The sequence below is a fragment of the Nocardia sp. CA-136227 genome (assembly GCF_050955695.1).
GTDB lineage: Bacteria > Actinomycetota > Actinomycetes > Mycobacteriales > Mycobacteriaceae > Nocardia.
This window is the reverse complement of the sequence record NZ_CP192081.1, coordinates 2,748,264-2,773,065: the sequence shown is the minus strand read 5'-3', so window position 1 is coordinate 2,773,065 and position 24,802 is coordinate 2,748,264. Positions and strand designations below refer to the sequence as shown.

Genomic DNA, 24,802 nt, shown 5'->3' with positions numbered 1-24,802 from the left:
CCGTGAAGCTTCTGGTAACTGGCGGCGCCGGCTACGTGGGTGGCGTGTGCGCGCAGGTTCTGCTCGAGGACGGCCACGAGGTCGTGGTCGTCGATGATCTGTCCACCGGCAACGCCGACGGCGTCCCGGCCGGGGCCAAGTTCGTCGAGGGCGATATCGCCACCGTCGGCACCGAACTGATCGCGTCCGAATCCTTCGACGGGGTGCTGCATTTCGCGGCCCAGTCGCTGGTCGGCGAATCGGTGGTGGCGCCGGAGAAGTACTGGCACGGCAATGTGGTCAAGACCCTGGCCCTGCTCGAGGCCATGCGGGCGGCGGGCACGCCGAAGCTGGTGTTCTCCTCCACCGCAGCGGTGTACGGCGAACCGGAGCAGGTGCCGATCGTCGAGGACGCCCCGAAGGCGCCGACGAACCCCTACGGCGCGTCGAAGCTGTCCATCGACTACGCGATCACCTCGTACGCGGCCGCGCACGGCCTGGCCGCGACCAGCCTGCGCTACTTCAACGTGGCCGGCGCCTACGCCGGGCTCGGCGAGAACCGTGTGGTGGAAACCCATCTCATCCCCCTCGTCCTGCAGACCGCGCTGGGTCACCGTGAGTCGATCTCGGTGTTCGGCACCGACTACCCGACTCCGGACGGCACCGCGGTGCGCGACTACATCCACATCCGCGATCTGGCGCAGGCGCATCTCGAGGCGCTCGAGCAGTCGCAGCCGGGTGCGCATCGGATCTTCAATCTGGGCAGCGGCACCGGTTTCTCGGTGCGCGAGGTCATCTCGGCCTGCGCGCGGGTGACCGGGCTGCCGATCAACGCGGTCGACGCCCCGCGCCGCGCGGGTGACCCGGCCGTGCTGATCGCCTCCAGCGCCAAGGCCGTCGCCGAACTCGGCTGGACGCCCGAGCACACCGATCTCGACGAGATCGTCTCCGACGCCTGGGAATTCCTGCGCTCTCTCGGCGACCGCGCGCACAGCGCCCGCTGAGCCCTTCCGGACCGGCCCGGGGTCCGCGGTGTGATCACCGCGGCTCCGGCCCGAGGCGCACGCCCAGATCGGCGGCGGTCTCGCGGCCGGAGTCCGCGAGCCGCCGCAACCGCTCCGGTGGCATGCCGGTCTGCAAGCCCAGTTCCAGCAGGGTCGCCATGCGGTGCTGCGGATCCGCGGTCAGCGCGGCGTCCAGCGCCACACCGGCCAAGGGGCCGTCACCCCGCGAGTACGCGCAATAGCCCAGCAGCGCTGCCGCTTCGGCGCGACCCGGATCGGGCAGCGCCCGGGTCAGCTGGGTCCACAGTGCTTCCGCGCCATCAGCGTGCGGGCCCGGCGCCAGCCCGAACATGATGTCGCGCAGCGCCGGATCCCGGAGCGCGACGGCCAGCTCCGCCAGCTCGACCGGGGTGAGCCGGATCCCGGCCTCGACCCGTTCGAGATAGCCCAGCACCCGGCACAATTCGAGCCGCAGTCGCACCCGCGGATCACCGGGCTGCGCCGGCCGGGCCGTGGCGGCTGCCGCGATCTCCAGGGCGGCGGCGGTCGCGTCCCGCGACACGGGGTCGACCGCGAGCAGGTCGGTCAGCTCCCGGCGGGACCCGCGCAGCGGGCGGCCGTCGAGGACGTGGCGCAAGGTCACCATCGAGGTCGCCGGATCATGCTGGAGCCCGCGCGACCACGGCCCCGACAGCGTCCACCAGGGCAGTTCCGGCCCGATGGCCTGGACCGCCCAGGCTCCGGCCAGCGGCACCGCGTCCGCGTCGAGCCGATGTTCCAGGGCGGCAACGAGATCACCGTGCTTGCGCGCCCGCACCCCCGCGTGCCGCCCGGTGGGTTCGGTCGCGCGGTCGTCGATCACGAGGGCCAGCGCCGCGACGGCCCGGTGCCGCACACAGATTCCCGCGACCCGCTCGACCAGCAGTCCGGTCGCGGATCGGCCCCGATTGTCGAGGTCCATGCGGGTCACCACCTCGACCGCCGCGGCCTTCGGCGACTCCGGGTCCGCCCGCAGCACGGTCACCACCAGTGACCGCGCGGGCATGAAGCCGAGCATCGCGGGGACGGCGGCGATCAGGTCACCGGGTTCACGCAGCCGCGGCCCGCACTCCCCCTGATCCTCGAACGGCGGGTCGGCCGCGGTGTCCGGGCGATCGGACAGCACGGGTGCCGGCCGCGGCGCGGGCTCGGCGGGCGGAGCCGGTTCGACGGGCACAGTGAGCTCGACGGGCAGGGTGGGCTCGATGGACGGCGTGGGCTCGATGGGTGCGTTCATGCCGTCGAGAGTGCGCCCGGCCACCACCCGGCCCCGATCGGCGACCTCGGGTTTCGCTGGGGCTGTGGATGATTCACCGCCCCGATCGCGAGTCGTGGAGTACTCGGCGTGGTCAGGCAGCCGCAACGCGGACCGTGTCGGTGCCCGTTGTTATCGTGCGCCCGCTCGCACGGCCGCCGTGTCCGGGCGCCCAACGCCGAGCCCTCGGGACCCGAACCTGAAATGCAATCATTTCATTTTCCCCGCCCGGCCGCGTTTCCGCTGCTAGTGTCCGCCTGGCACTGCCCCGCGGCAGCGCCGGAAGGAGACCGTGCGCAACGAAAGACGCCTAGGCGGGCCGGGACTCGGCCAGGATCGCCAGGTAGTGCGGATTGGACATGATCCCCAGGACATTGCCGAACGGGTCCACCACCGAGGCCGTCACGAAACCGGTGCCCTCGCCGCGCTCGATGATCGGCTCGTACACGGTCGCCCCCATGCCGAGCAGCCGCTCGAAGGTGGCGGCGACATCGTCGACGTGCCAGTTCACGATCTGACCGCCCGGGACATCCGGGTGCGAGGGCGCGAACTTGCCCGCGATGATGCCCAGTTCGGCCTGGTAGTCACCGATGCGGAACTCGTAGTACCCGCCCGGCACGGCGAAATACGGCTGCACGCCGAGCAGTTCGCTGTACCAGTCCTTGGCCGCCTCGAGATCGTCGGCGAAGTAGTTGACGGTGGCCATTCCACGCAGCATGGCGGTTCTCCTCGATCGGTTCAGCTGGTTACCACACCATCATCGCGCGCAAAGTGCTCACCGAATGAGCACTTTTCCGGGCAGAATTCCGGGTATGCGCGCGGATCGATTGGTGGCGACCCTGCTGTTCATGCAGACCCGGAGCCGGGTGACCGCGGCCGAGGTGGCGGCCGAACTCGAGGTGTCGGTGGCGACCGCCCGCCGGGACCTGGAAGCCCTGTCCGCGGCTGGCGTCCCGATCTACCCGCAGCCCGGACGCGGCGGCGGCTGGGCGCTGGTCGGCGGCGCGCGCACGGACCTGAGCGGTCTCACCGGCCCCGAGGCCCAGGCGTTGTTCCTGCTGCTGGGCCCGGTGGCCACGGCGAGCCCCGCCACCAAGTCCGCGCTGCGGAAGCTGTTGCGCGCCTTGCCGCCCACCTTCCGCGACACCGCGCAGGCGGCGGCGGGCGCGATCGTGGTGGACCCGGCCCGCTGGGGCGAATCCGACGATCGGCCCCCGGCCCTGGTGGACGAGCTGCAGCGGGCGGTGGTGCGCCGCAGCCGGATCCGGCTGCGCTACGACCGCGCCGGGCAGCGGACCGAGCGGCTGGTCGATCCGTGGGGCCTGGTCGACAAGGACGGCATCTGGTACCTGGTCGCCGGAACCGAGCGCGGGCAACGGACCTTCCGCGTGGACGGGATCGCGAGTGCCGAGCCGACCGGCGAGATCGCCTCCCGGCCGGACGATTTCGACCTCTCGACGGCCTGGTCGGAGGTGGTCGAGGAGGTCGAACGGCAGCGCTCCTCGCTCGCGGCGACGGTGCTGATCACCGCCGAGCTGGCGCCGGTGCTGCGCAAACAGCAAGGGCGGCACTGCGTTCTGGACGGCCCCACCGGCGACGGGCGGGTCCGGGCCACGGTCACCGCGCCGACGGCGCTCATGATCGCCCAGCAGCTGGCGGGCTGGGGCGCGGCCGTGGAGGTGGTGGAGCCGGAATCGGTGCGCGCGGAGCTCGCGCGCCTGGGCGCGGAACTGCTCGCCCGCTACCGTACCGGCGAGTAACCGCTTCCCTGTTATGCGATAACCGAATGATGTTGCAGCAGTGGCGATTTCGTGAACTTTCACAGTCCGCCACTGTTACAGTCCGCCCGGCGCGACCCCTTCAACGCGCCGAAAGGATTTTCCGTGAGTAAAGAGCTCTACCCAGATCTACGCCGGCCCGCCGCCGGTGCGACGGCGGCCGTCGCGCTCGCCGTGGTGGCCGGTTCCATGCTGGCCGCCCCGGCCGGCGCCTCCATCGAGGGCGTCCAGGTCGCGGGCCTCACCAGCGACAAGCCGTGCAGTGTCGCCGACGGTTGCGTCATCCAGGCCTCGCTCGGCGGCGCCGACCAGCTGACCCCGGTCGACTTCCTGGTGAACGGCGCGGTCATCGGCACCCTCACCCCCGTCTCGTATGGCGCCGGCGCGGCCGCGAACCTGGCCTGGCACCCGACCAATGACGGCACCTACACCGTGGGTGTCCGCCAGGGGCTGAGCCAGACTCAGACCGTCTACATCGTCGGCAAGGGCGGAACGTGCCCGCCGATCTCCTCGCTGATCCCGGGCTCGTCGGGTGGTTCGGCGGGCACCGGTTCGGGCGGCAGCGGTTCGGCGGGCAGCGGCTCGGCCACCGGCTCCGGCGACAGCGGCTCGGGCACCGGCTCGGGCGGCAGCGGTTCCAACTCGGGTTCGAACCAGCCGCTTCCCGCCTGCTGATGGGGTCCGGGAGCCGAGCAGGCAGGGTCGGCTCCCTTTCCCGCGGCTTCCCGGGCCCCGGGGACGCTCAGCCCTTGCGCACCTTGCGGACGGCCGCGGTGAACAGGGTGTCGAGCGCCTCGGTATCGGAGGTGGACCCGGAAGTCATATACGTCACAGCGACCCGCACCTCGCCGACCTGGCCGATCAGCGTCTGCATGCTGCGGGTGAGACCGTCGCGGTTCTCCGGACCGCCCGGCCGATTCTCAGGTGCGACCGTGCGCCGCAGAGCGAGCGAGTCGTCGGCGATGACCGGTGGCGGCGGATCGAGCTGCGTGGTCACCACCGAGGTCACCCCGGTGTGCCCGACCTTCACGGTCCCGCACTGCCGCAACTGATCCCGCAGCGTCGACAGTGGCTTGCCCGGCCGGGTCAGCACCACCGTGAGCGTCGCCTGACCGTGGTCGTCGGTCCCGACCGACACGGCCGGACCGGTCTTCGGCGCGACCGGCGCGCACGTGCTCGGATCCACCTGCGCCCCCGGCAGATACCCCTCGAGGTCGTAAGCGGCCTGGGCCGCGGTCTCCGGCGACAGCACGACCGCGGTGTAGCGCGACGGGAACTTCGACGGATCGGGCAGCATCGCGGTGAGCGTCTGGTCGGCGGTGGCGACCGGCGCCGAGTTGCGCACCGCGGTCGGATGCCCGGTGACCGTGGTCCCGCAGGCCGCCAGCACCGTGCCCAGCGTGACGATCCCCACCATCCGCGCGGTCCTGCGAGTGCTGTGTACGGGGGGTGCGGAGGGCTGGGTCACTCGGCCCACTATGCCGAAAATCGGCTGTTCACACCGAATGCCACGCCGCGCGCCAGGACAGCGGGAATGCGGGTCCGGGTTCGGCGTGTTGCACAGCGGGTGCGGGTGCTGCGCACCTGTCATGGGTATGAGGGACAATGGGGTTGGTCGCGAAAGTGGGCCACGCAGGAAGGAGTACGCGATGGACTACGAGTCGCGAATGTACGAGCTGGAATTCCCGGCTCCGCAGCTGTCCTCTCCCGACGGCTCGGGCCCGGTCCTGGTGCACGGCCTCGAGGGTTTCACCGACGCCGGACACGCGGTACGCCTGGCCACCTCGCATCTCAAGGACAGCCTCGAGCACGAGCTGGTCGCCTCGTTCGACATGGACGAGCTGCTCGACTACCGCTCGCGGCGTCCGCTCATGACCTTCAAGACCGATCACTTCTCCGACTACACCGAGCCGGAACTGACCCTGTGGGCCCTCAAGGACACCGCGGGCACGCCGTTCCTGCTGCTGGCCGGGCTGGAACCGGATCTGCGCTGGGAGCGGTTCGTCACCGCGGTGCGCTTGCTGGCCGAACAGCTGGGCGTGCGCCGGACCATCGGGCTGAGCGCGATCCCCATGGCCATCCCGCACACCCGCCCGCTCGGCGTCACCGCGCACGCCTCGGACTCCGACCTGGTCGGCGAGCATCAGCGCTGGCCGGGTGAGCTGCAGGTGCCCGGCAGCGCGTCCTCGCTGCTGGAGTTCCGGATGGCCCAGCACGGACACGAGTCGGTCGGATTCTCGGTGCATGTGCCGCACTACCTGACCCAGACCGCCTACCCGGAAGCCGCGCAGACGCTGCTGGAGAACGTGGCCGAGAACGCGGGCCTGGAACTGCCGCTGGCCGCGCTCACCGACGCCGCCGCGCGGGTGCGCGAACAGGTCAACGAGCAGATCGCGGGCAATTCCGAGGTGGAGACCGTGGTCGCCGCGCTCGAGCGGCAGTACGACAGCTTCGTCACCGCCCAGGAACGCCAGTCCAGCCTGCTGGCCAGTGAGAACGATCTGCCCACCGGCGACGAGCTGGGCGCGGAGTTCGAGCGCTTCCTGGCCGAGCAGGCCGGGTTCGCCGACGGCGACGGACCGGAGAACCCGCCGCTGCGGTAGTGGTCGTTGCGGGATCACCAGGCGCCGACCGGTAACGTCTGTCGGCGTGCAGCTGTCCGAATTGGTTCCCGACCGTGCCGTCTCCGACGTGGACCCGGACTGGTTGTACGAGACCTTCGCCGACTGGGCGGGCTCGGAGGGCCTGAATCTGTACCCGGCGCAGGAAGAGGCGCTGCTGGAACTGGTGACCGGGTCCAACGTCATCCTCAACACCCCGACCGGGTCGGGTAAGTCGCTGGTCGCGATGGGCGCGCACTTCGCCGCGCTCAACAAGGGCGAGCGCAGCTACTACACCGCGCCGATCAAGGCGCTGGTGAGCGAGAAGTTCTTCGCGCTGTGCGAGGTGTTCGGCGCCGACCGGGTCGGCATGGTGACCGGTGACGCGGCGGTGAACCCGGACGCGCCCATCATCTGCGCGACCGCGGAGATCCTGGCCAATCTGGCGCTGCGCGAAGGCGCGGCGGCCGATATCGGCCAGGTCATCATGGACGAGTTCCACTACTACGCCGATCCCGATCGCGGCTGGGCGTGGCAGGTGCCGCTGATCGAGCTGCCCAAGGCGCAGTTCCTGCTCATGTCGGCCACCCTGGGCGAGGTCGACTTCTTCGCCGAGGACCTGACCCGGCGCACCGGCCGCGAGACCGCCATCGTGTCCGGTTCGGAACGGCCGGTGCCGCTGAGCTTCTCGTACGTGCGCACCCCCATCACCGAGACGCTCGAGGATCTGGTGACCACCAGCCTCGCGCCGGTGTACGTCGTGCACTTCACCCAGGCCGCGGCCATGGAGCGGGCGCAGGCGCTGATGAGCGTGAACATGTCCTCCAAGGCGGAGAAGGACGCCATCGCCACGGCCATCGGCGAATTCCGTTTCGCCACCGGCTTCGGCAAGACGCTGTCGCGGTTCATCCGCCACGGCGTGGGCGTGCACCACGCGGGCATGCTGCCCAAGTACCGCCGCCTGGTCGAGAAGCTGGCGCAGGACGGGCTGCTGAAGGTGGTGTGCGGCACCGACACCCTCGGCGTCGGCATCAATGTCCCGATCCGCACGGTCATGCTGACCGGGCTCACCAAGTACGACGGCGTGCGCACCCGGCGGCTCAATGCCCGCGAGTTCCACCAGATCGCGGGCCGCGCCGGGCGCGCGGGCTACGACACCATGGGCACCGTGGTGGTGCAGGCCCCCGAGCACGAGGTGGAGAACGCGCGCCTGATCGCCAAGGCCGGCGACGACCCCAAGAAGCTCAAGAAGGTCCAGAAGAAGAAGCCGCCCGAGGGTTTCGTGTCCTGGTCGGAGGAGACCTTCGACCGGCTGGTGGCGGCCTCGCCCGAACCCATGGTGTCGCGGTTCAACGTGACCAACTCGATGCTGCTGAATGTGATTGCGCGCAAGGGCAATTGCTTCTACGCCATGCGACACCTGCTGGAGGAGAACCACGAGCCGCGCGCGGCGCAGCGCCGGCACATCCTCAAGGCGATCCGGCTGTACCGGGCGCTGCGCGACGCGGGCGTGGTGCAGCAGCTCGACGAACCCGACGCCGACGGCCGGCACGCCCGGCTGATGGTGGATCTGCAGCGCGACTTCGCGCTCGATCAGCCGCTCTCGCCGTTCGCGCTGGCGGCGCTGGAACTGCTGGACAAGGAGTCGCCGACCTACACCCTCGACGTGATCTCGCTCATCGAGTCCACCCTCGAGGATCCGCGCCAGCTGCTGATGGCCCAGCAGCACAAGGCGCGCGGCGAGGCGGTCGCGGAGATGAAGGCCGACGGGATCGAATACGAGGAGCGTATGGAGCTCCTCGAAGAGGTCACCTGGCCCAAGCCGCTGGCCGCCGAACTCATCGAGCCCGCGTTCGAGACCTACAAGGCCGGGCATCCCTGGGTGTCGGAGTTCGAGCCCTCCCCCAAGGCCGTGGTGCGCGAGATGGTCGAGCGGTCCATGACCTTCGCCGAACTGGTGTCGGGCTACGAGCTGGCCCGCTCCGAGGGCGTAGTGCTGCGGTACCTGGCCGACGCCTACCGGGCGCTGCGGCGGACCGTGCCCGAACAGGCCCGCACCGAGGAACTCGACGACATCACCGAATGGCTGGGCGAGCTGATCCGGCAGGTCGACTCCAGCCTGCTCGACGAATGGGAGCAGCTCACCAATCCTGGCGCCGAGGGCGACGAGCAGCAGGTGGCGTTCGGGGCGGAGACGGTGCGCCCGATCTCGGCCAATGAGCGCGCCTTCCGGGTCCTGGTGCGCAATGCCATGTTCCGCCGGGTCGACCTGGCGGCGCTGCGACGCTGGGCGGCGCTCGAGGAGCTGGGCGACGACCTGGACTGGGAGGCCGAATTGGGCCCCTATTTCGACGAGTACGCCACCATCGGCACCGGGCCGAACGCCCGGGGCCCGAAACTGTTCCAGGTGGAACAGCGGCCCGGCTTCTGGCATGTGCGCCAGGTGCTCGACGACCCGGCGGGCGATCACGGATGGTCGCTGGACGCCGTCGTGGATCTCGCGGAATCGGACGCAGCGGGCGAAGTGGTCTTCGACGAGGTGTCGATCAGCGCGGGGTGAGTGCAACCCCCGTCACACCGGTTCGTTTTTCGAGGCCGAACGCTGCTATTCTCGCGCACTGTTGCCGTTTTCCGGCCGGCCCACCGAACCACGGAGAGTTCCCTTAGATTGACCGATCGAAACCTGCCCGAGTCACCCTGTCTGGTCGTCGACCTGAACCGGGTGCGCGCGAACTACCGCGCACTGCATGCCGCCCTACCCGCGGCGCGAATTCGCTTCGCCGTCAAGGCGAGTCCGCTACCGGAGATCATCCGGCTGCTGAATGACGAGGGCGCCGAGTTCGACGTCGCCAGCGTCGGCGAGATCGAACTCTGCCTCGCGCAGGGCGTCGATCCGGCCGTCATGTGCTACGGCAACCCGATCAAGAAGGCCTCGCAGATCGCCACCGCCTACGCGGCGGGTGTGCGGCGCTACGCCTTCGACACCGAGGACGACCTGGAACGCATCGCCGAGCATGCGCCGGGCTCGGAGGTCGAGTGCCGGTTCCTGTCGTCGGCGCCGCAGTCGCAGACGCCGTTCGGCACCAAGTTCGGCTGCGCGCCGGGCGAGGCCGCGCGGCTGCTGGTGCGGGCACACGACCTCGGGCTGAAGGTCGTCGGGCCCTACTTCCACGTCGGCTCCCAGCAGCTGGATCCGAAGGCGTGGGGCATCGGCATCGAGCAGGCCGGAGCCATCGCGGAAGCGCTGGCCGTCAAGGACATTCCGGTCACCGCGGTGAATATCGGTGGGGGACTGCCGATTTCGTATGTCGATCCGGCTCCGGGGGTCTCGGAGCTGGGTGCGGCGATCGCCGATGCGGCGGCCCGCTATCTCCCGGAACACACCGCCCTGGTGGTGGAGCCCGGTCGCGCCCTCGTGGGCAACACCGGTGTGATCCACGCCGAAGTGGTGAATGTTCGCCGAGCGCCGGACGGGCGGCGCTGGATATACCTCGACATCGGCCGCTACAACGGCATGGCCGAAACCGAGAACGAGTACATCGCCTACCGATTCGAAACCGATCGGGACTCGGATCCGAAGGACGAGGCGGTAGTCGCTGGTCCTACGTGTGATGGCGACGATGTACTCTATCAACGCACGCGTGTCCTCCTTCCGACCACGTTGCGAGCCGGTGATCCCGTTCGGATCCTCGAGACCGGCGCCTATACGGCGAGCTATTCGTCGGTGTCCTTCAACGGTTTTCCGCCACTGACAGTCCATGTCACTGGCGCTGAGCGAGAGTGAGTTTTAGCCATGATCACGGCAGAATTCACCGGCTGGCATGTGCTGGCCGAGTTCGGTGGTGTCGACGCTGGCCTCTGCGACGACCTCGAACGACTCGAAACCGCGCTTCGAAAATCGTTGGTCGCCGCGGGGGTGACCATCTGCGATGTCGTGCGCAAGAAGTTCGAGCCGCAGGGTGTCACCATCCTGGCACTGCTCGCCGAGTCGCACGCCTCGATCCACACCTACCCTGAGTCCGGCGACATCTTCGTCGACGTATTCACTTGCGGCAGCATCGGTTCCGGCGCCACCAAGGCCGTCGAACTGCTGCAGCAGGAGCTGTCCCCGGGGTCGGTCAACATCGAGGTCATCCAGCGCGGCCACACCGCCCGCCGGATCCACGAGCCGGTCGGCGAGGGTCTGACCCGGGTGTGGAACACGACGGAAACCATCGTCGACACCAACACCCCGTACCAGCACATGGTCATCGCCAAGACCGAGCAGGGCATCTCCCTGTTCTCCGACGACGACCGCCAGTCCACCGAGTTCTCGCAGCTCACCTACCACGAGGCCATGCTGGTCCCGGGGTACGCGCTGGCCGCGAAGCTGGACAAGGTGCTGATCATCGGTTCCGGTGAGGGTGTCGCCTCGCAGATGTCGGTGGCCGCGGGCGCCTCGCTCGTCGACCACGTCGACATCGACCAGCTGGAGGTGGAGCTGTGCGCGAAGTACCTCCCCTACGGCTACTCCGAGGCCGACCTGGCCGAGGCGGTCGCGCAGAACGGCCCGATCAAGATGCACTACGCCGACGGCTGGGACTTCCTGGCCAAGGCCGAGGCCGCGGGCGTGCGCTACGACATGATCTGCATCGACCTGCCGGACGAGCGGGTCGAGGACGCGCAGCACAATCGCCTCTACGAGGACGACTTCCTCAACCGCTGTAAGGCGCTGCTGGCCGAGGGCGGCGTGCTCGCCGCGCAGGCCGGCTGTCAGACCATGTGGCGCAACGAGACCCTGAAGCGTTCGTGGACCCGGTTCCACAACCTGTTCGAGACCGTCGTTCCGTACGTCAGCGACGAGCACGAGTGGACGTTCATCTTCGGTACCCCGGCCGCCGTGGCGGACCCGGTCGCGAAGATGACCGAGACGCTGTCGACCCTGCCCTACAAGGCCGAGACCATCGACGAGCGGGCCCTGGTCCGCGGCGCGATCGAGCCGCACGCGCTGCGTGCGAGCGTGACCGTCTAGTCGATCAGCTCCGAACCGAAGCGCCCCGCACAGCCAGGCTGTGCGGGGCGCTTCGTTTTTCGTCGTTTCACACAACGGATTTCGTTGTCGCCGGGCCGATCGTCACGCGATCGCGGGGAGCGTGACCACCTGACCGGCGTAGGCCAGGCCCGCGCCGAAGCCCAGCAGCAGCGCGGTGTCGCCCGGCTTCGAGGCGCCCGAGCGCAGCAGCTGCTCCATCGCCATCGGGATCGACGCGGCGCTGGTATTGCCCGCCTCCGCGATATCCCGTGCGACGGCGATGTTCTCGGGCATGTGCAGCGCCCGCACCAGCGCGTCGGTGATCCGCCCGTTGGCCTGGTGCGGCACGAACGCGTCCAGATCCTCCACGTTCACGCCCGCCTGGTCCAGCGCGTCGCGGCAGGCCTTCTCCAAGAACGTGACGGCCCAGCGGAACACGGCCGCGCCGTTCATCCGGATGTAGGGCCGCTCGGTGGTACCGCCGGCGGCCTCCGCCGCGGCGACCTCGGCGAAGTAGGTCTTGAAGTCCTTGTCCTGCTTGATCGCGGCGGTCTGGCTGCCGTCCGAGCCCCAGGCCACCGGCCCGATGCCCTCGACGTCGGAGGCGCCCACCACGACCGCGCCGGCGCCGTCGGCGAAGATGAACGCGCAGGTGCGGTCGTCCTGGTCGAGCAGGTCCGAGAGCCGCTCCACGCCGATCACCAGCACGTGCCGGGCCTGACCGGCGCGCACCAGGTTGGCCCCGTTGGCGAGCGCGTAGCAGAAGCCCGCGCATCCGGCCGAGACGTCGAAGGCGGCGGTGTCGTGCATGCCGAGTTCGGTCGCGACCACGGCTCCGGCGGACGGTCCCAACACCATCTGCGAGGAGGTGGCCAGGATGACCGCGTCGATCTGCTCGGCGGTGACCCCGGCGGCGGCGAGCGCGTCGCGGGCGGCGGCGGTGCTCATACCGACGATGGTCTCGTCGTCATCGGCCCAGTGACGGGCCTCGATGCCGGAGCGGGTCCGGATCCATTCGTCGGAGGAGTTGATGCGGTCGACGATCTCGGCGTTGGGGACCACCCGGCGTGGCCGGTACACGCCCAGGCCGAGCAGGGCGGCGTGGGCTACCGGGGTGGCGGTGGCGATCTGGGCTGACATGCGCGGATTTCCTCTTTTCCCATATGAACCGATCGGTCCACATGGGTTAGGTTTAACATGGACCGATCGGTTCACACAAGGGCTGGAGGAAATTGCAATGACGGCGGGACCACGCGCCCGATTGATCGCGAGCACCATCACCACCGTCCAGGAACACGGCGTGCACGCGGCCGGTCTCAACGAACTCCTCAAACGCAGCAACGCCTCCAGAAACTCGCTCTACCAGCACTTCCCCTCCGGCAAGGGGGAACTGGTGGCCACCGCGGCCCGCATCGTGTCGCGCATGGTCTACTCCCACGTGAGCCGTATGTCCGACGCGCTGCCGGTCGCGCCCTCCCTCGACGCCTGGGTCGACGAGTTGCTCGGCTTCTGGCGCGGCCAGCTCGAGACCAGCGAGTTCCGCGCGGGATCGTTCATGATGGCCGCCGCCCTCGACGAACTGGACCCGACCCTGCAGTCGGCCGCGGGTCAGGCCTTCTCCGAATGGACCGCGCGGCTGGCCGACGGCCTGGTCGACGCGGGCATCGAACGCGCCACCGCCTGTTCCCTGTCCGGCTTCGCCCTCTCGGTCATCGAGGGCGCGATCGTGCAGAGCCGGGCCCTGAAATCCGCTCTCCCCTTCACCGACGCGGGCACCCAGCTCACCGTCCTGCTGCACCACCACCTACCCAACCGCCGCTGATCTTGACTTGGAGCGCACTCCAGGTCGTAGCGTTTCGGTCAGACGGCGAAACGCCGCGAATTCCATTCCAACCGAGGAGGATTCATCGCATGATCGCGACCAGGAAACTCGGCGAGCTGACCGTCGGCGCCCAGGGCCTCGGCTGCATGGGCATGAGCGGCGCCTACGGCGTCCAGGACAACGACGCCGAGTCCATCGCCACCATCCACCGGGCCCTGGACCTCGGCGTCACCCTGCTCGACACCTCGAACGTCTACGGCCCGGAGACCAACGAGCGGCTGCTCGGCCGCGCCATCGCCGACCGTCGCGACCGGGTCGTGCTGGCCACCAAGTTCGGCATCGTCTGGGGTGAGCAGGGCACGCTCGGCGCGCGCGGCGACGCCGCGTATGTGAAGCAGTCCTGCGACGAGTCGCTCGCGCGGCTGGGCATCGACCACATCGACCTCTACTACCAGCATCGCGTGGACCCGAACGTGCCCATCGAGGAGACCTGGGGCGCGCTGTCGGAACTCGTACAGGCCGGCAAGGTCCGCTACCTCGGCATCTCCGAGGCCGCCGCCGACACCATCCGCGCCGCCCACGCCGTCCACCCGGTGACCGCGCTGCAGAGCGAATGGTCGCTGTGGACCCGCGACATCGAGGCCGAGATCGTGCCCGCCTGCCGCGAGCTCGGAATCGGCATCGTGCCGTTCTCGCCGCTGGGTCGCGGCTTCCTCACCGGCGCGATCACCTCCACCGCCGACCTGCCCGCCGACGACATGCGCCGCCGCCTGCCCCGGTTCGCCGACGGCAATATCGACGCCAATCTCGCCATCGTCGCGGCCCTGCGCGAACTGGCCGACGAGAAGGGAGTCACCGCAGGGCAGTTGGCCCTGGCCTGGGTGCAGTCCCGCGGCGACGACGTGGTTCCGATCCCCGGCACCAAGCGCCGCACCTACCTCGAACAGAACGTGGCCGCCACTGAGATCGTGCTGTCGCCGGAGGATCTGGCCCGCATCGAGGCCGCCGCGCCGGCCGCATCGGTGGCCGGGGCACGCTATCCCGAAGCGCTCTCACGCGTCACGAACCGCTAGTCCCCCCCGATCCCGGGCCTTGTCGAGGAGACTGACCGCATGAGGATTTCGGTTGCCGCAGACGAGGACACCGGGGTGGCCACGGCCGTGGTCGAGGAGCTGCGGACGCGCGGGCACGAGGTGACCGTGCACGGGGCCCTCGATCCGGACGAGCGCGACGATTGGGCGTGGGCGTGCGAGGCGGCGGCGCGCGACGTCGCCGACGGCCGGACCGAGCAGGCCATCGTGTGCTGCTGGACCGGCACCGGCGCGTCCATCGCCGCCAACAAGGTCGCCGGGGTGCGGGCGGCGCTGTGCGTGGACGCGTATACCGCTGAGGGAGCACGGAAGTGGAACGACGCCAACGTGCTGGCGCTGAGTCTGCGCCTCACCTCGCGCGCGCAGCTGAGCGAGATTCTCGACGCCTGGTTCGCCGGGGCTCCGAGTGAGGACCCCGGCGATCGGGCGAACATCGCCCATGTGGATCTGATCAGCTGATCAGTCCTGCGCGGCCAGATCCGCGTGCCGCGTACGCAATTCGCGTTTGAGGATCTTGCCGCTGGGGTTCTTGGGCAGCGCCTCGACGAAGGTCACGTACTTGGGGACCTTGTATCCGGCGAGGCGCTGTTTGCAGTGGGCGATGACGGCGTCGGCGTCTGGCGCGGTTCCGGTGCGCGCCACCACGATCGCGGCGACCGCCTCGATCCAGCGTGGATGCGGAATGCCGACCACGGCGGCCTCGGAGACGTCCGGGTGCTCGTAGAGGACTTCCTCGACCTCACGGCTGGCCACGTTCTCGCCGCCGGTCTTGATCATGTCCTTCTTGCGGTCGACCACACTGAGGTAGCCGTCGGCGTCCAGTACGCCCAGGTCGCCGCTGTGGAACCAGCCGTTGCGGAAGGCTTCCGCGGTCTTGGCGGGATCGTTCCAGTAGCCGAGCATGGCCTGCGGCGACCGGTGCACGATCTCGCCGACGACACCGACGCCGACCGGATTGTCGTCGTCGTCGACCACCCGGGTCTCGACATTGAGCGCCGGGCGGCCCGCCGACCCGGGCTTGGTGAGCTGGTCCTCGGGTGCGAGAACCGTTGCCAGCGGCGAGAGTTCGGTCTGGCCGTAGAAGTTGGTGAGGCCGACGCCGGGTAGTCGTTCGGCCAGTTCGTGCAGCACCTCGACGGGCATGATGCTCGCGCCGTAGTAGCCCTTGCACAGGGACGACAGGTCGTAGCTGTCGAAGTCGGGGTGGCGCAGCAGCGAGACCCACACCGTGGGCGGGCAGAACAGTTTGGTGGCCCGCTCGGTTTCGATGGTGCGCAGCACCGTCGAAGGGTCGGGGCCGGGCAGCAGGATGCTGGTCGCGCCCAGCCACAGGTCGGGGGTGAGGAAGCAGTGCAGCTGGGCGCAGTGGTACAGCGGCAGCGCGTGCACCTCGATGTCGTCGGCGCTCATACGGCCGTCGACGACGACGCTGGTGTACTGCGCGATCAGCGCGCGGCTCGACAGCACCGCGCCCTTGGGGCGCGACTCGGTGCCGGAGGTGTACATGATCTGGATGGGGTCGTCGTCGGCGACGAACACCTCGGGGGCGGAGGTGTCGGAGTGGGATTCCCAGGCGCTCACGTCCTCCCATCCGGTCGTCGCGGGCAGATCACCCAGGGCGATCCGGCCGAGCAGCCGGATCCGGCTGTCACCCAGCTGTTTCACGGCGGCTTCGGCCTGTTCGGCGAGGCCGTCCTCGGCGATGAAACCAACCGCCCCGCTGTGTTCGAGGATGAACGCCACCTCGTCGGCGGTGAGCATGAAATTGATCGGCACCGAGATCGCGCCCAGCCGGGCCAGCGCGAAGTAGAGGAGCACGAACTCGCGGCAGTTGTGCGAGTAGATCGCGACCCGATCCCCCTGCCCCACACCGCGATCGGCCAGGCTGTGCGCGACCCGGTTCACGGCCGTGTCCAGATCGGCGTAACTCTCACGCCGATCGCGCCACACCAGCGCGGTCTTGTCCGGGACCCGGGCGGCGCTGCGCCGCAGCAGATCTCCGAGCGCCTGCGAGCGCGCGCCCGTCACGGTCCGATCAGTGCCCTGTGCATCCATGCGACCAACTTCTACCGCACGAGTGTGTCCCGCGTCATACAGTCTCGCTGAGCAGGACCAGATCCCGCCGCCACGCAGCACATTTCGACTCGTAATACGGTAGGTGCCCGGACTCGAAGTCCGCGGCCGACCAATCGGCCTCGGCGACCTCGGCGGTCCAGGTATAGGTCCACGCGTACCCGACCCGCTCCCCCGCGTGCACCGGCACCGGGGTCAGGTCGTACTCGTCGTCCTCGAAGGCGTCGAGCACCCGCCAGTCCTCGGCGGTGAGCCCGGTGAGCATGAAGCCCTCGGTCACGGCGTCGGCCGCGGCGACCAGTCCCGGATACGCCCGGCCGGGCAGCGCGGCGGCCCGCCGTCCGAGCAGCCGCGCGGGTTCCATCCGCGGAACGCGGCCGATCAATGCGGTCAGCACGGCCTCGAACCGCAGGGTGCCGTAGACGAACAGTGGATCACTCGCGGCCGGAAGCCTCCGCGCCCACCGGTCGCTCATCGCCCGGCGATCCGCGCGAACAGCCCCGCGTCGTGGGAGTTGACGACGGTCACCGTGTCCCCGTGCAGCTTCCGCAGTTCCCGCAACCGCCGCTGGTTCAGCCGGTACGCGTCCCCCACGATGGACCCGGTCTCGTAGACCTTCCACCAGAACGGTGTGAACGGCTCCTCGGGGTGGATGCTGGATTCGGTGACGAACGAGTCACCGGCGTGCAGGAGCCATCCGTTGCCGTGATCGATCGCCACGCCGGCGTGACCGCGGGTGTGACCGAGCAGCGGCACCACCAGGATCTCCGGCGGCAGCCCGGGCAGGTCGCGCACCGCGGTGAAGCCGAACCAGTCCTCGCCGCCGTCGACCTCGTTCACCATCCACTTGGGTCCGTGCGCCCATTGCGCGGCCCGGTAGCGCAGCTTCTCGGACAGGGTCGGCGTGGCGGTGGCGGCCCGGAATTCGGGTCCGTGGATGTGCACGGTGGCTTCGGGGAAGTCCGAGAGTCCGCCGGAATGGTCCAGGTCGAGGTGGGTGAGGATGATGTGGCGGACGTCGCGCGGGTCGTAGCCCAGCGCCTGGATCTGGCGGATCGCGGTCTCGCCCTCGGACGGTTTCGCGCCCATCAGGAACCGGCTGGCACCCAGCATCTTTCCGGGCTGCCGCACGGTCTCGAGCCCGAACCCGGTGTCGACGAGCACGAGCGCGTCGCGAGTCTCGAGGAGCAGGCAGTGATCGATGACGCCGAATCCCATGGTGCCGCAGTTGAGGTGATGGACGCGCATGGCTCGAGCGTTTCAGACACCCCAGAGTGACGCAACCGCGCAGGTTGCCGGATTTGTCGCGGCACCCGGCGGGCGCGCGGGCTCAGCGTGGACGGCCCTCGCGGATGATCTCGGCGAGCAGCTCGTAGTCGTCGCCGCGCGCGGTGGAGGACCGGAATGCCAGCCCGACCGTGCGGCCCGGCGCGGGCGCGGCGAAGGTCGCCACGTCCAGGGTGCCGCGCGCGGTCTCGGCCGGGACCGCCATGGCCGGGATCAGGGTGACGCCGAGGTCGCCCGCGACGAACTGCACCACCGTGGCCAGCGACGCGGCGCGGGTGTCGCCGACCGCGCCGGGGTGCGCGTCGTGGGTGCGGCACAGGTCCATGGTCTGATCGCGCAGGCAGTGGCCCTCGTCGAGGAGCAGCAGCGGTAGCGCGTCGAGATCGGCCGGGGTCAGGTCGGAGCGACCGGCCAGCTCGTGGCCGCGCGGCACGACCAGCACGAACTCCTCGGTGTAGAGCGGTATCTCGACCAGGCCGGGCGCGTCGGCGGGCAGCGCCAGCATGGCCACGTCGAGCACGCCCGAGCGCAGGCCGTCGAGCAGCCGGGCGGTCTGGTCCTCGATGACGTGCGGCGCGAGAGCGGGTACCCGCCTGCGCAATTCGGGCAGCAGGGCGGGCAGCACGTAGGGGGCGACGGTCGGGATGATGCCCAGCCGCAGGGTGCCGCGCAGCCCCTCCCCGGCGGCCGACGCGACAAATCGGTCAGCGGCCTCGAGGGTCGCGATGGCTTGCGGCAGCAAACGTTTGCCGTCGGCGGTGACCAGCACACGACGCGTACTGCGTTCGATCAGCAACAGCCCCAGTCCGTTTTCCAGTGATGCCAACGCCTGGGATAACGTGGGCTGGCTCACGCCGAGCCGGGTCGCCGCGGTACCGAAGTGCCGGTACTCCGCGACGGCCACGAACGCACGCAGCTGTGACAGGGTGGGCTGATAAGTTTGATCAGTCACGCCTATGAGTGTAGTGCGACCGATCACCTTTACCTCTCACCGCTGTTCGGCCAGGATCGTATACAGAAGTCTCGACACAATCGGCATGACTACAACGAGGAGCATTCATGGCACTGCTGACCATCGGCGATCAGTTCCCCGCGTACAACCTGAAGGCTGTCATCGGCGGTGATCTCTCGAAGGTGAACGCTCAGCAGCCCGACGACTACTTCACCCAGATCTCGAGCGACGACTACGCCGGCAAGTGGCGCATCGTCTTCTTCTGGCCCAAGGACTTCACCTTCGTGTGCCCGACCGAGATCGCCGCCTTCGGCAAGCTGAACGAGGAGTTCGCCGATCGCGACGCGCAGGTGCTGGGTGCCTCCGTCGACAACGAGTTCGTCCACTTCCAGTGGCGCGCGCAGCACGAGGAGCTCAAGACCCTCCCGTTCCCGATGCTCAGCGACCTGAAGCGGGAACTGGCCGCGGCCACCGGCGTGCTCAATGCCGACGGCGTCGCCGACCGCGCCACCTTCATCGTCGACCCGAACAACGAGATCCAGTTCGTGTCGGTCACCGCCGGTTCGGTGGGCCGCAATGTCGACGAGGTGCTGCGCGTGCTGGACGCCCTGCAGTCCGACGAGCTGTGCGCCTGCAACTGGAAGAAGGGCGACCCGACCATCCAGGCCGGCGAGCTCATGACCGCGTCGGTGTAAGAGCAAGGCTCGTAAGGAATTTCGTCGTGACCATCGATAACCTGAAGAACTCGCTGCCCGAGTACGGCAAGGACCTCAAGCTCAACCTGTCGTCCATGGCGCGCAGCACCGTGCTCAACGAGCAGCAGCTGTGGGGCACCCTGCTGGCCTCGGCCGCGGCCACCAAGTCCGCGACCACGCTGCGGGAGATCGCCGAGGAGGCGGCCGATGTGCTGTCGGCCGAGGCGTACAACGCCGCGCTGGGCGCCGCGTCGATCATGGGTATGAACAATGTGTTCTACCGCGGCAAGGCGTTCCTGGACGGCCGCTACGACGATCTGCGCGCGGGCCTGCGCATGCAGATCATCGGCACTCCCGGCGTGGACAAGGTCGATTTCGAGCTGTGGTCGTTCGCGGTCTCCTCGATCAACGGCTGTCAGCACTGCCTGGAGGCGCATGAGCACACGCTGCGTGAGGCGGGCGTGTCGCGCGAGGTGATCTTCGAGGCGCTGCGCGCGGCCGCGATCGTGGCGGGCGTGGGCCAGGCCGTGGCGTCGACCGAGGCGCTGGCCACGGCCGCCGTCTAGTCGATCACGGGCGCTGCCCGGGACGCGGATTCTCGGCGAGGGGCCGGACACCACGGGTGTCCGGCCCCTCGTCACATCCGCCTGCGTATTTGCCACTAGATTGCTGCAATCCAGCAACAATGCCCGGAACATCCGGATTGCCCACCTAGACTGCCCGGCATGCCTCCGCGCTCCCGGACCCCTGCCCGGCGTCGCCGGCGCAGACTCTTCGCCTCCTCCGTGCTCCTGATCGCGCTCTCCGCGGGTGGCCTGGCACTGTATCTGAATCGCCACGAGACCCCCGCCGCCGAACCGCCCCCGCCGCCCGAGCAGGCGGGCACCCCGATCCTCGACGCCGCCCGGGCCCGGGCCGGACTGGACCGTCTGCCCGTCGCGTGGAACCGCAACTGGGAGACCTACGAACGCAACGCCTTCGGCCCCGGCTGGTCGGGGCGCGGCGGCGAGCCGGCACTCACCGGCGGGTGCACCGCGCGCGAACAGGTGATGAAGCGCGACCTCACCGAAACCCGTGTGGGCGACAGTAATTCGTGCCTGGTGCTGTCGGGGACGCTCGACGATCCCTACACCGGGGAGCGAATTCCCTACGACCGCTTCGCATCCTCCGAGATCGAGATCGACCACGTGGTCGCGCTCGGCGACGCCTGGCGCTCGGGGGCCTCACAGTGGAAGCCCGAGCAGCGCCAGACGTTCGCCAACGACGTCGGCAATCTGCTCGCGGTCGAGAAGCAGGCCAATCAGGAGAAGGGCTCCAAGTCGCCCGATCAGTGGCAGCCGCGGGAGGCGTACCGGTGCGAGTACGCGCGCCGCTGGGTGAGCGTCAAGGAGCGCTGGGGGTTGAGCGTGCAACCCACCGAGAAGAGCGCCCTGGTCGACATGCTCGATACCTGTGCACCTCCCGCGAATCGATAACTGTCGGTAAGCTCGCGTGACATGACCGTTCCGGAAAGTGATAGCGCCCAGATCGAGGTCCTGCGTGTGTTCACCGACGCGGCCGGTCGATTCGGCAGCCCGCTCGGGATCGTCCGCCGCTCCGCCGTGGAGCACATCGACCATCAGGCGCTCGCCGCCCGCGTGGGCCAGGCGCTGACCGCGGTGATCGACGACCCGGTCGACGGGCGGGCGGCGATGCGCATCTACACCCCCGCCGTCGAACTGTCCTTCGCCGGGCGGCCCAGCATCGGCGCGGCGTGGTGGCTCAACGAGCAGCGGACGCCGGTGAAGGTCATCGACGTCCCGGCCGGGCCCGTCGAGGTCACGCTCACCGACGGGCTGGCCTGGGCCCGCGCCCGCGCCGCCTGGTCGCCGTCGTTCGAATTCCACCAGTTCGAGGATCCGGCACTGATCGCCACCCTCGACCCGGCCGACTTCCCCAGCGGCCAGCACTACTGCTGGGCCTGGACCGACGAACCGCGTGCCGCGGTCCGCGCCCGAATGTTCTCCCCCGGCTTGGGAATTCCCGAGGACGAGGCCACCGGCTCGGCGGCCATCGAGCTGACCGCGCTGCTCACCCGCGGCCTGCACATCACCCAGGGACAGGGCTCGCAACTCTTCACCGAATGGGACTCCGACGGCTGGGCCCGCATCGGCGGGCGTGTAGCCGCCGACCACCCCATCGTGATCTAGATTCACCTGCTTTCCGTGGGCCGAGCACTCGCGGGTTCGGTAGGGGAAATTCGGTTGCGCGGCTGTCGGTGGGCGGTGAGATGGTGGAGGGCGCGCCGTCGCCCCCGCGGCCACACCCCCACCGGAAGGACGATTCGTCGTGGATACCGCCCTCGTCACAGCCGCCCACGAGCGGCCGGAGCTGGCGGGGCGCCGGGAGTGGATCGGCCTCGGGGTGCTCACGCTGGCCTGCTTGGTCTACGCCATGGATCTCACCGTGCTGCATCTGGCGGTGCCGCAGATCAGTTCGACACTGCACCCGAGCAGCACCCAACTGCTCTGGATCATCGACGTCTACGGCTTCATGCTGGCCGGTCTGCTCATCACCATGGGCACGCTCGGCGACCGGATCGGGCGGCGACGTCTGCTCCTGGTCGGCGGCGCGTTGTTCGGCGTGGTGTCGGTGGTGGCGGCCTTCTCCCCCACCGCCGAGTTCCTGATCGTGTGCCGGGCGCTGCTCGGTGTCGCCGGTGCGACCATCGCGCCCTCGACACTGTCGTTGATCTTCAACATGTTCCGCGATCCCCGGCAGCGGTCACTGGCCGTGGGCACCTGGGTGAGCGCGTTCTCCGCGGGCGGCGTGGTCGGGCCGTTGCTGGGTGGCGTACTGCTGGAACGGTTCTGGTGGGGCTCGGTGTTCCTGCTGGCCGTCCCGGTGATGGCGCTGCTGCTGGTGCTCGGGCCCCGGGTGCTGCCCGAGTTCCGCGATCCCGAGGCCGGGCGGCTCGACTTGACCAGTGCCGCACTGAGTGTGGTCACCATGGTGTCGCTGGTGCTGGCCATGAAGACGATCGCGCAGGACGGCCTCGGGCCGGTGCCGCTGGTGGCCGTCGCGGTCGGGCTGGTGGCGGGCGCGCTGTTCGTGCGGCGGCAGCTCACCCGGCCCGATCCCATGCTGGATCTGCGACTGTTCCGGCTCGGCGCGTTCCGGACGGCGCTGGGCATCAATGTGATCGCCATCTTCGTGGCGTTCGGCTACTTCCTGTTCGTGGCCCAGTACTTCCAGCTGGTGCTGGACATGACGCCGATGGCGGCGGGCATCGCCATGGCGCCGTCCAGTGTCGGGTTCATCATCGGCTCGCAGGCGGCCCCGCGCATCGTGCGCGTGGTGCGGCCCGCGTATCTGATCGGGGCCGGAATGGTGCTGGCCGCCATCGGTCTGGCCATGCTCACCCGGCTCACGGTGGACGGCGGGCCGGTCGCGGCGGTGGTCGCCTCGCTGCTCATCGCGCTGGGGCTGGCGCCGGTCTTCGGCATCACCACCGAACTGATCGTCGGCTCCGCGCCGCCCGAGCAGGCCGGAGCCGCCTCGGGCGTGTCCGAGACCGGCGCGGAACTCGGTGGCGCGCTGGGCATCTCGATCCTCGGCAGTATCAGCCTGGCCATCTACCGAGCCGATCTCGACGACTCGCTGCCGCACGGGCTGCCCGGCGCGGACGCGGTGCGCGAGACCCTCGGCGAGGCGGTCCAGGTGGCGGCGACGCTGCCCGACAGGGTCGGCGCGTCGGTGCTGGCGGCGGCCCGCACGGCCTTCATCCACGGGGTGCACATCACCGCGGGGGTGGCGGCGGTCGGCGCGCTGCTGGTGGCGGCGCTGGCCGTGGCCCGGCTACGCCACGTGCCCGCCGGAGAACTGTCCGGCGGGCACGATCACTGATCGGTCGCCGCTCAGCCGAGCGCGCTGGCGAACCGCGTGGCCATCTGCGCGACCTCGGCCTCGGTGATGACGAACGACGGCGAGATCTGCAGCGCGCCCTGACCGGCCGCGCGGGTCGAGACGCCGTGCGCGCGGAGGGTTTTCACCATGCCGAGCGCCTCGGCCGGATCGGCGAGCTGGACCGCGGCGACCGCGCCCAGGCCGCTGCGCACCTCGGCGACGCGCGGGTGGTCGGCCAGCGGCGAGAAGTGCTCGTGCAGCAGCGCTTCCAGGTTCTTGCTGGCTTCCAGCAGGTTCTCGCGCTCGAAGATGTCGAGGTTGGCCATGGCCGCGGCGGCCGCGCCGGCGTGACCGCCGTAGGTGTAGCCGTGCCGCCACCACACGCCGCCGGAGAAGAACGGCTCGGCGATGCGGGGCGCGATGAAGACCGCGCCCATGGGGACATAGCCGGAGGTGAGGCCCTTGGCGGTGGTCATCAGATCCGGTTCCAGGCCGAAACGCGAGGAGGCGAACCAGGATCCGCCGATGCGGCCGAAGCCGGTGACGACCTCGTCGGCGACGAACAGGATGTCGTTGTCGCGGCAGATCTGGCGGACCTCGGCCAGGTAGCCCTCCGGCGGCAGGTAGACGCCGCCCGCGCCGATGATGGGTTCGGCGAAGAAGGCCGCGATGCGCTCGGCGCCGAGCTCCTCGATGAGCGCGGTCAGCGCCTTGGCCTGATCCCATTCGATGGTGCGGGTGTCGGGCATGAAGACGCCGGTGTAGCCCTCGCCGTTGACCGGGATCCCGGCCAGCGAGGTGCCGCCGACGTGCATGCCGTGGTACGCCTTCTGCCGTCCCACCAGGATGGTCTTCTCGGGGCGGCCCATCTCCTGCCAGTAGCGGCGGGCCAGCTTGGCGGCGGTGTCGATGCCGTCGGAGCCGCCCGAGGTGAAGAAGATCTTGCTGCCCGGCACCGGGGCGAGCGCGGAGAGCCGCTCGGCCAGATCGCGGGTCACCGGCGAGACCAGGTCACCGAAGTTGGAGTAGTGCGCGACCTGGGTCAGCTGGGCGGCCACCGCGTCGGCGATCTCGCGGCGGCCGTGGCCGACATTGGCGAACCAGAGTCCGCCGGTGGCGTCGAGATACTCCGTGCCACCCTCGTCCCAGATGCGGGCGCCCTCGCCCCGCGCCACCACGAACGCCCCGTCCCGCTCGACCGCACCCATATCGGCGAAGCCATGCCACAGCGAACCCATCCAGAGCACCTCCATCACCCGATACCGGCCACCCCCAACCGGGCGAACCGACCTTTGCTCACTATCTAACCCCGGAGGACGGTGAACAGGTCG

The 24,802-nt window shown here is 69.6% G+C and carries 24 protein-coding genes; 15 read left to right on the top strand and 9 right to left on the bottom strand.

Annotated elements, in window-relative coordinates; translation table 11 throughout:
- The first annotated feature begins 2 nt into the window (after positions 1-2).
- A complete protein-coding gene (galE, locus tag ACQP06_RS12770; protein ID WP_433672417.1) occupies positions 3-983 on the top strand; it encodes a UDP-glucose 4-epimerase GalE in 981 nt (326 codons plus the stop codon).
- Between the two features lie 34 nt (positions 984-1,017).
- On the opposite strand, the gene ACQP06_RS12765 is transcribed toward galE, so the two are convergent.
- The gene (locus ACQP06_RS12765; RefSeq protein ID WP_433672416.1) at positions 1,018-2,259 is read right to left on the bottom strand and encodes a DUF4192 domain-containing protein; all 1,242 of its coding nucleotides are present in this window, start codon (positions 2,257-2,259) and stop codon (positions 1,018-1,020) included.
- Positions 2,260-2,587: 328 nt separating this feature from the next.
- A complete protein-coding gene (locus tag ACQP06_RS12760; protein WP_433672415.1) occupies positions 2,588-2,995 on the bottom strand; it encodes a VOC family protein in 408 nt (135 codons plus the stop codon).
- A gap of 94 nt (positions 2,996-3,089) precedes the next feature.
- On the opposite strand from ACQP06_RS12760, the gene ACQP06_RS12755 reads away from it, so the two are divergent.
- On the top strand, positions 3,090-4,037 hold the full coding sequence (locus ACQP06_RS12755) for a helix-turn-helix transcriptional regulator (protein WP_433672414.1): 948 nt from the start codon (positions 3,090-3,092) through the stop codon (positions 4,035-4,037).
- Positions 4,038-4,160: 123 nt separating this feature from the next.
- Positions 4,161-4,730 (top strand): hypothetical protein, encoded by a 570-nt coding sequence (locus ACQP06_RS12750; RefSeq protein WP_433672413.1) that lies wholly within the window; start codon positions 4,161-4,163, stop codon positions 4,728-4,730.
- Positions 4,731-4,797: 67 nt separating this feature from the next.
- On the opposite strand, the gene ACQP06_RS12745 is transcribed toward ACQP06_RS12750, so the two are convergent.
- Entirely contained in the window at positions 4,798-5,472 is a 675-nt protein-coding gene (locus tag ACQP06_RS12745) for a sensor domain-containing protein (protein ID WP_433672412.1), read from the bottom strand.
- Positions 5,473-5,704: 232 nt separating this feature from the next.
- On the opposite strand from ACQP06_RS12745, the gene ACQP06_RS12740 reads away from it, so the two are divergent.
- The 4 genes from ACQP06_RS12740 to speD all read left to right on the top strand — a co-directional run bounded on the left by ACQP06_RS12740 (position 5,705) and on the right by speD (position 11,666).
- Complete coding sequence (locus tag ACQP06_RS12740) at positions 5,705-6,658, top strand: proteasome assembly chaperone family protein (protein ID WP_433672411.1); 954 nt, start codon at positions 5,705-5,707, stop codon at positions 6,656-6,658.
- Positions 6,659-6,746: 88 nt separating this feature from the next.
- On the top strand, positions 6,747-9,215 hold the full coding sequence (locus ACQP06_RS12735) for a DEAD/DEAH box helicase (RefSeq protein ID WP_433673304.1): 2,469 nt from the start codon (positions 6,747-6,749) through the stop codon (positions 9,213-9,215).
- 123 nt (positions 9,216-9,338) lie between these two features.
- The gene (locus ACQP06_RS12730) at positions 9,339-10,439 is read left to right on the top strand and encodes a type III PLP-dependent enzyme (RefSeq protein WP_357094069.1); all 1,101 of its coding nucleotides are present in this window, start codon (positions 9,339-9,341) and stop codon (positions 10,437-10,439) included.
- Positions 10,440-10,451: 12 nt separating this feature from the next.
- The gene (speD, locus tag ACQP06_RS12725) at positions 10,452-11,666 is read left to right on the top strand and encodes an adenosylmethionine decarboxylase (RefSeq protein WP_433673303.1); all 1,215 of its coding nucleotides are present in this window, start codon (positions 10,452-10,454) and stop codon (positions 11,664-11,666) included.
- 102 nt (positions 11,667-11,768) lie between these two features.
- Here the strand turns inward: speD and ACQP06_RS12720 are convergent, their stop codons facing one another.
- Entirely contained in the window at positions 11,769-12,806 is a 1,038-nt protein-coding gene (locus ACQP06_RS12720; protein ID WP_433672410.1) for a beta-ketoacyl-ACP synthase III, read from the bottom strand.
- A 97-nt stretch (positions 12,807-12,903) separates the two neighbouring features.
- Here ACQP06_RS12720 and ACQP06_RS12715 point away from each other — a divergent pair, with 97 nt between their 5' ends.
- The 3 genes from ACQP06_RS12715 to ACQP06_RS12705 all read left to right on the top strand — a co-directional run bounded on the left by ACQP06_RS12715 (position 12,904) and on the right by ACQP06_RS12705 (position 15,038).
- The gene (locus ACQP06_RS12715; RefSeq protein WP_357282998.1) at positions 12,904-13,488 is read left to right on the top strand and encodes a TetR/AcrR family transcriptional regulator; all 585 of its coding nucleotides are present in this window, start codon (positions 12,904-12,906) and stop codon (positions 13,486-13,488) included.
- An 89-nt stretch (positions 13,489-13,577) separates the two neighbouring features.
- Positions 13,578-14,561: an aldo/keto reductase gene (locus ACQP06_RS12710; RefSeq protein WP_433672409.1), complete on the top strand. Its 984-nt coding sequence runs from the start codon at positions 13,578-13,580 to the stop codon at positions 14,559-14,561.
- Between the two features lie 39 nt (positions 14,562-14,600).
- Complete coding sequence (locus tag ACQP06_RS12705; RefSeq protein ID WP_404204769.1) at positions 14,601-15,038, top strand: RpiB/LacA/LacB family sugar-phosphate isomerase; 438 nt, start codon at positions 14,601-14,603, stop codon at positions 15,036-15,038.
- On the opposite strand, the gene ACQP06_RS12700 is transcribed toward ACQP06_RS12705, so the two are convergent.
- From ACQP06_RS12700 to ACQP06_RS12685, 4 genes are all read right to left on the bottom strand, one after another.
- Positions 15,039-16,634 (bottom strand): acyl-CoA synthetase, encoded by a 1,596-nt coding sequence (locus ACQP06_RS12700; RefSeq protein WP_433672408.1) that lies wholly within the window; start codon positions 16,632-16,634, stop codon positions 15,039-15,041.
- Between the two features lie 34 nt (positions 16,635-16,668).
- Positions 16,669-17,127 (bottom strand): gamma-glutamylcyclotransferase family protein, encoded by a 459-nt coding sequence (locus tag ACQP06_RS12695; RefSeq protein WP_433672407.1) that lies wholly within the window; start codon positions 17,125-17,127, stop codon positions 16,669-16,671.
- Positions 17,124-17,900: an MBL fold metallo-hydrolase gene (locus ACQP06_RS12690; RefSeq protein ID WP_433672406.1), complete on the bottom strand. Its 777-nt coding sequence runs from the start codon at positions 17,898-17,900 to the stop codon at positions 17,124-17,126. Before ACQP06_RS12690 ends, ACQP06_RS12695 begins: the two co-directional genes overlap by 4 nt.
- 82 nt (positions 17,901-17,982) lie before the next feature.
- Positions 17,983-18,891, bottom strand: a complete 909-nt coding sequence (locus ACQP06_RS12685; RefSeq protein WP_433672405.1) for a LysR substrate-binding domain-containing protein — start codon at positions 18,889-18,891, stop codon at positions 17,983-17,985.
- Between the two features lie 107 nt (positions 18,892-18,998).
- Here ACQP06_RS12685 and ACQP06_RS12680 point away from each other — a divergent pair, with 107 nt between their 5' ends.
- From ACQP06_RS12680 to ACQP06_RS12660, 5 genes are all read left to right on the top strand, one after another.
- The gene (locus ACQP06_RS12680) at positions 18,999-19,586 is read left to right on the top strand and encodes a peroxiredoxin (protein WP_213556646.1); all 588 of its coding nucleotides are present in this window, start codon (positions 18,999-19,001) and stop codon (positions 19,584-19,586) included.
- A gap of 26 nt (positions 19,587-19,612) precedes the next feature.
- The gene (locus tag ACQP06_RS12675) at positions 19,613-20,152 is read left to right on the top strand and encodes a carboxymuconolactone decarboxylase family protein (protein WP_433672404.1); all 540 of its coding nucleotides are present in this window, start codon (positions 19,613-19,615) and stop codon (positions 20,150-20,152) included.
- Positions 20,153-20,311: 159 nt separating this feature from the next.
- Complete coding sequence (locus ACQP06_RS12670; RefSeq protein WP_433672403.1) at positions 20,312-21,061, top strand: HNH endonuclease family protein; 750 nt, start codon at positions 20,312-20,314, stop codon at positions 21,059-21,061.
- A 21-nt stretch (positions 21,062-21,082) separates the two neighbouring features.
- A complete protein-coding gene (locus tag ACQP06_RS12665; RefSeq protein ID WP_433672402.1) occupies positions 21,083-21,775 on the top strand; it encodes a PhzF family phenazine biosynthesis protein in 693 nt (230 codons plus the stop codon).
- A 139-nt stretch (positions 21,776-21,914) separates the two neighbouring features.
- A complete protein-coding gene (locus ACQP06_RS12660) occupies positions 21,915-23,471 on the top strand; it encodes an MFS transporter (RefSeq protein ID WP_433672401.1) in 1,557 nt (518 codons plus the stop codon).
- Positions 23,472-23,482: 11 nt separating this feature from the next.
- Here the strand turns inward: ACQP06_RS12660 and ACQP06_RS12655 are convergent, their stop codons facing one another.
- Positions 23,483-24,709, bottom strand: a complete 1,227-nt coding sequence (locus ACQP06_RS12655; RefSeq protein WP_433672400.1) for an aspartate aminotransferase family protein — start codon at positions 24,707-24,709, stop codon at positions 23,483-23,485.
- Between the last annotated feature and the right edge of the window lie 93 nt (positions 24,710-24,802).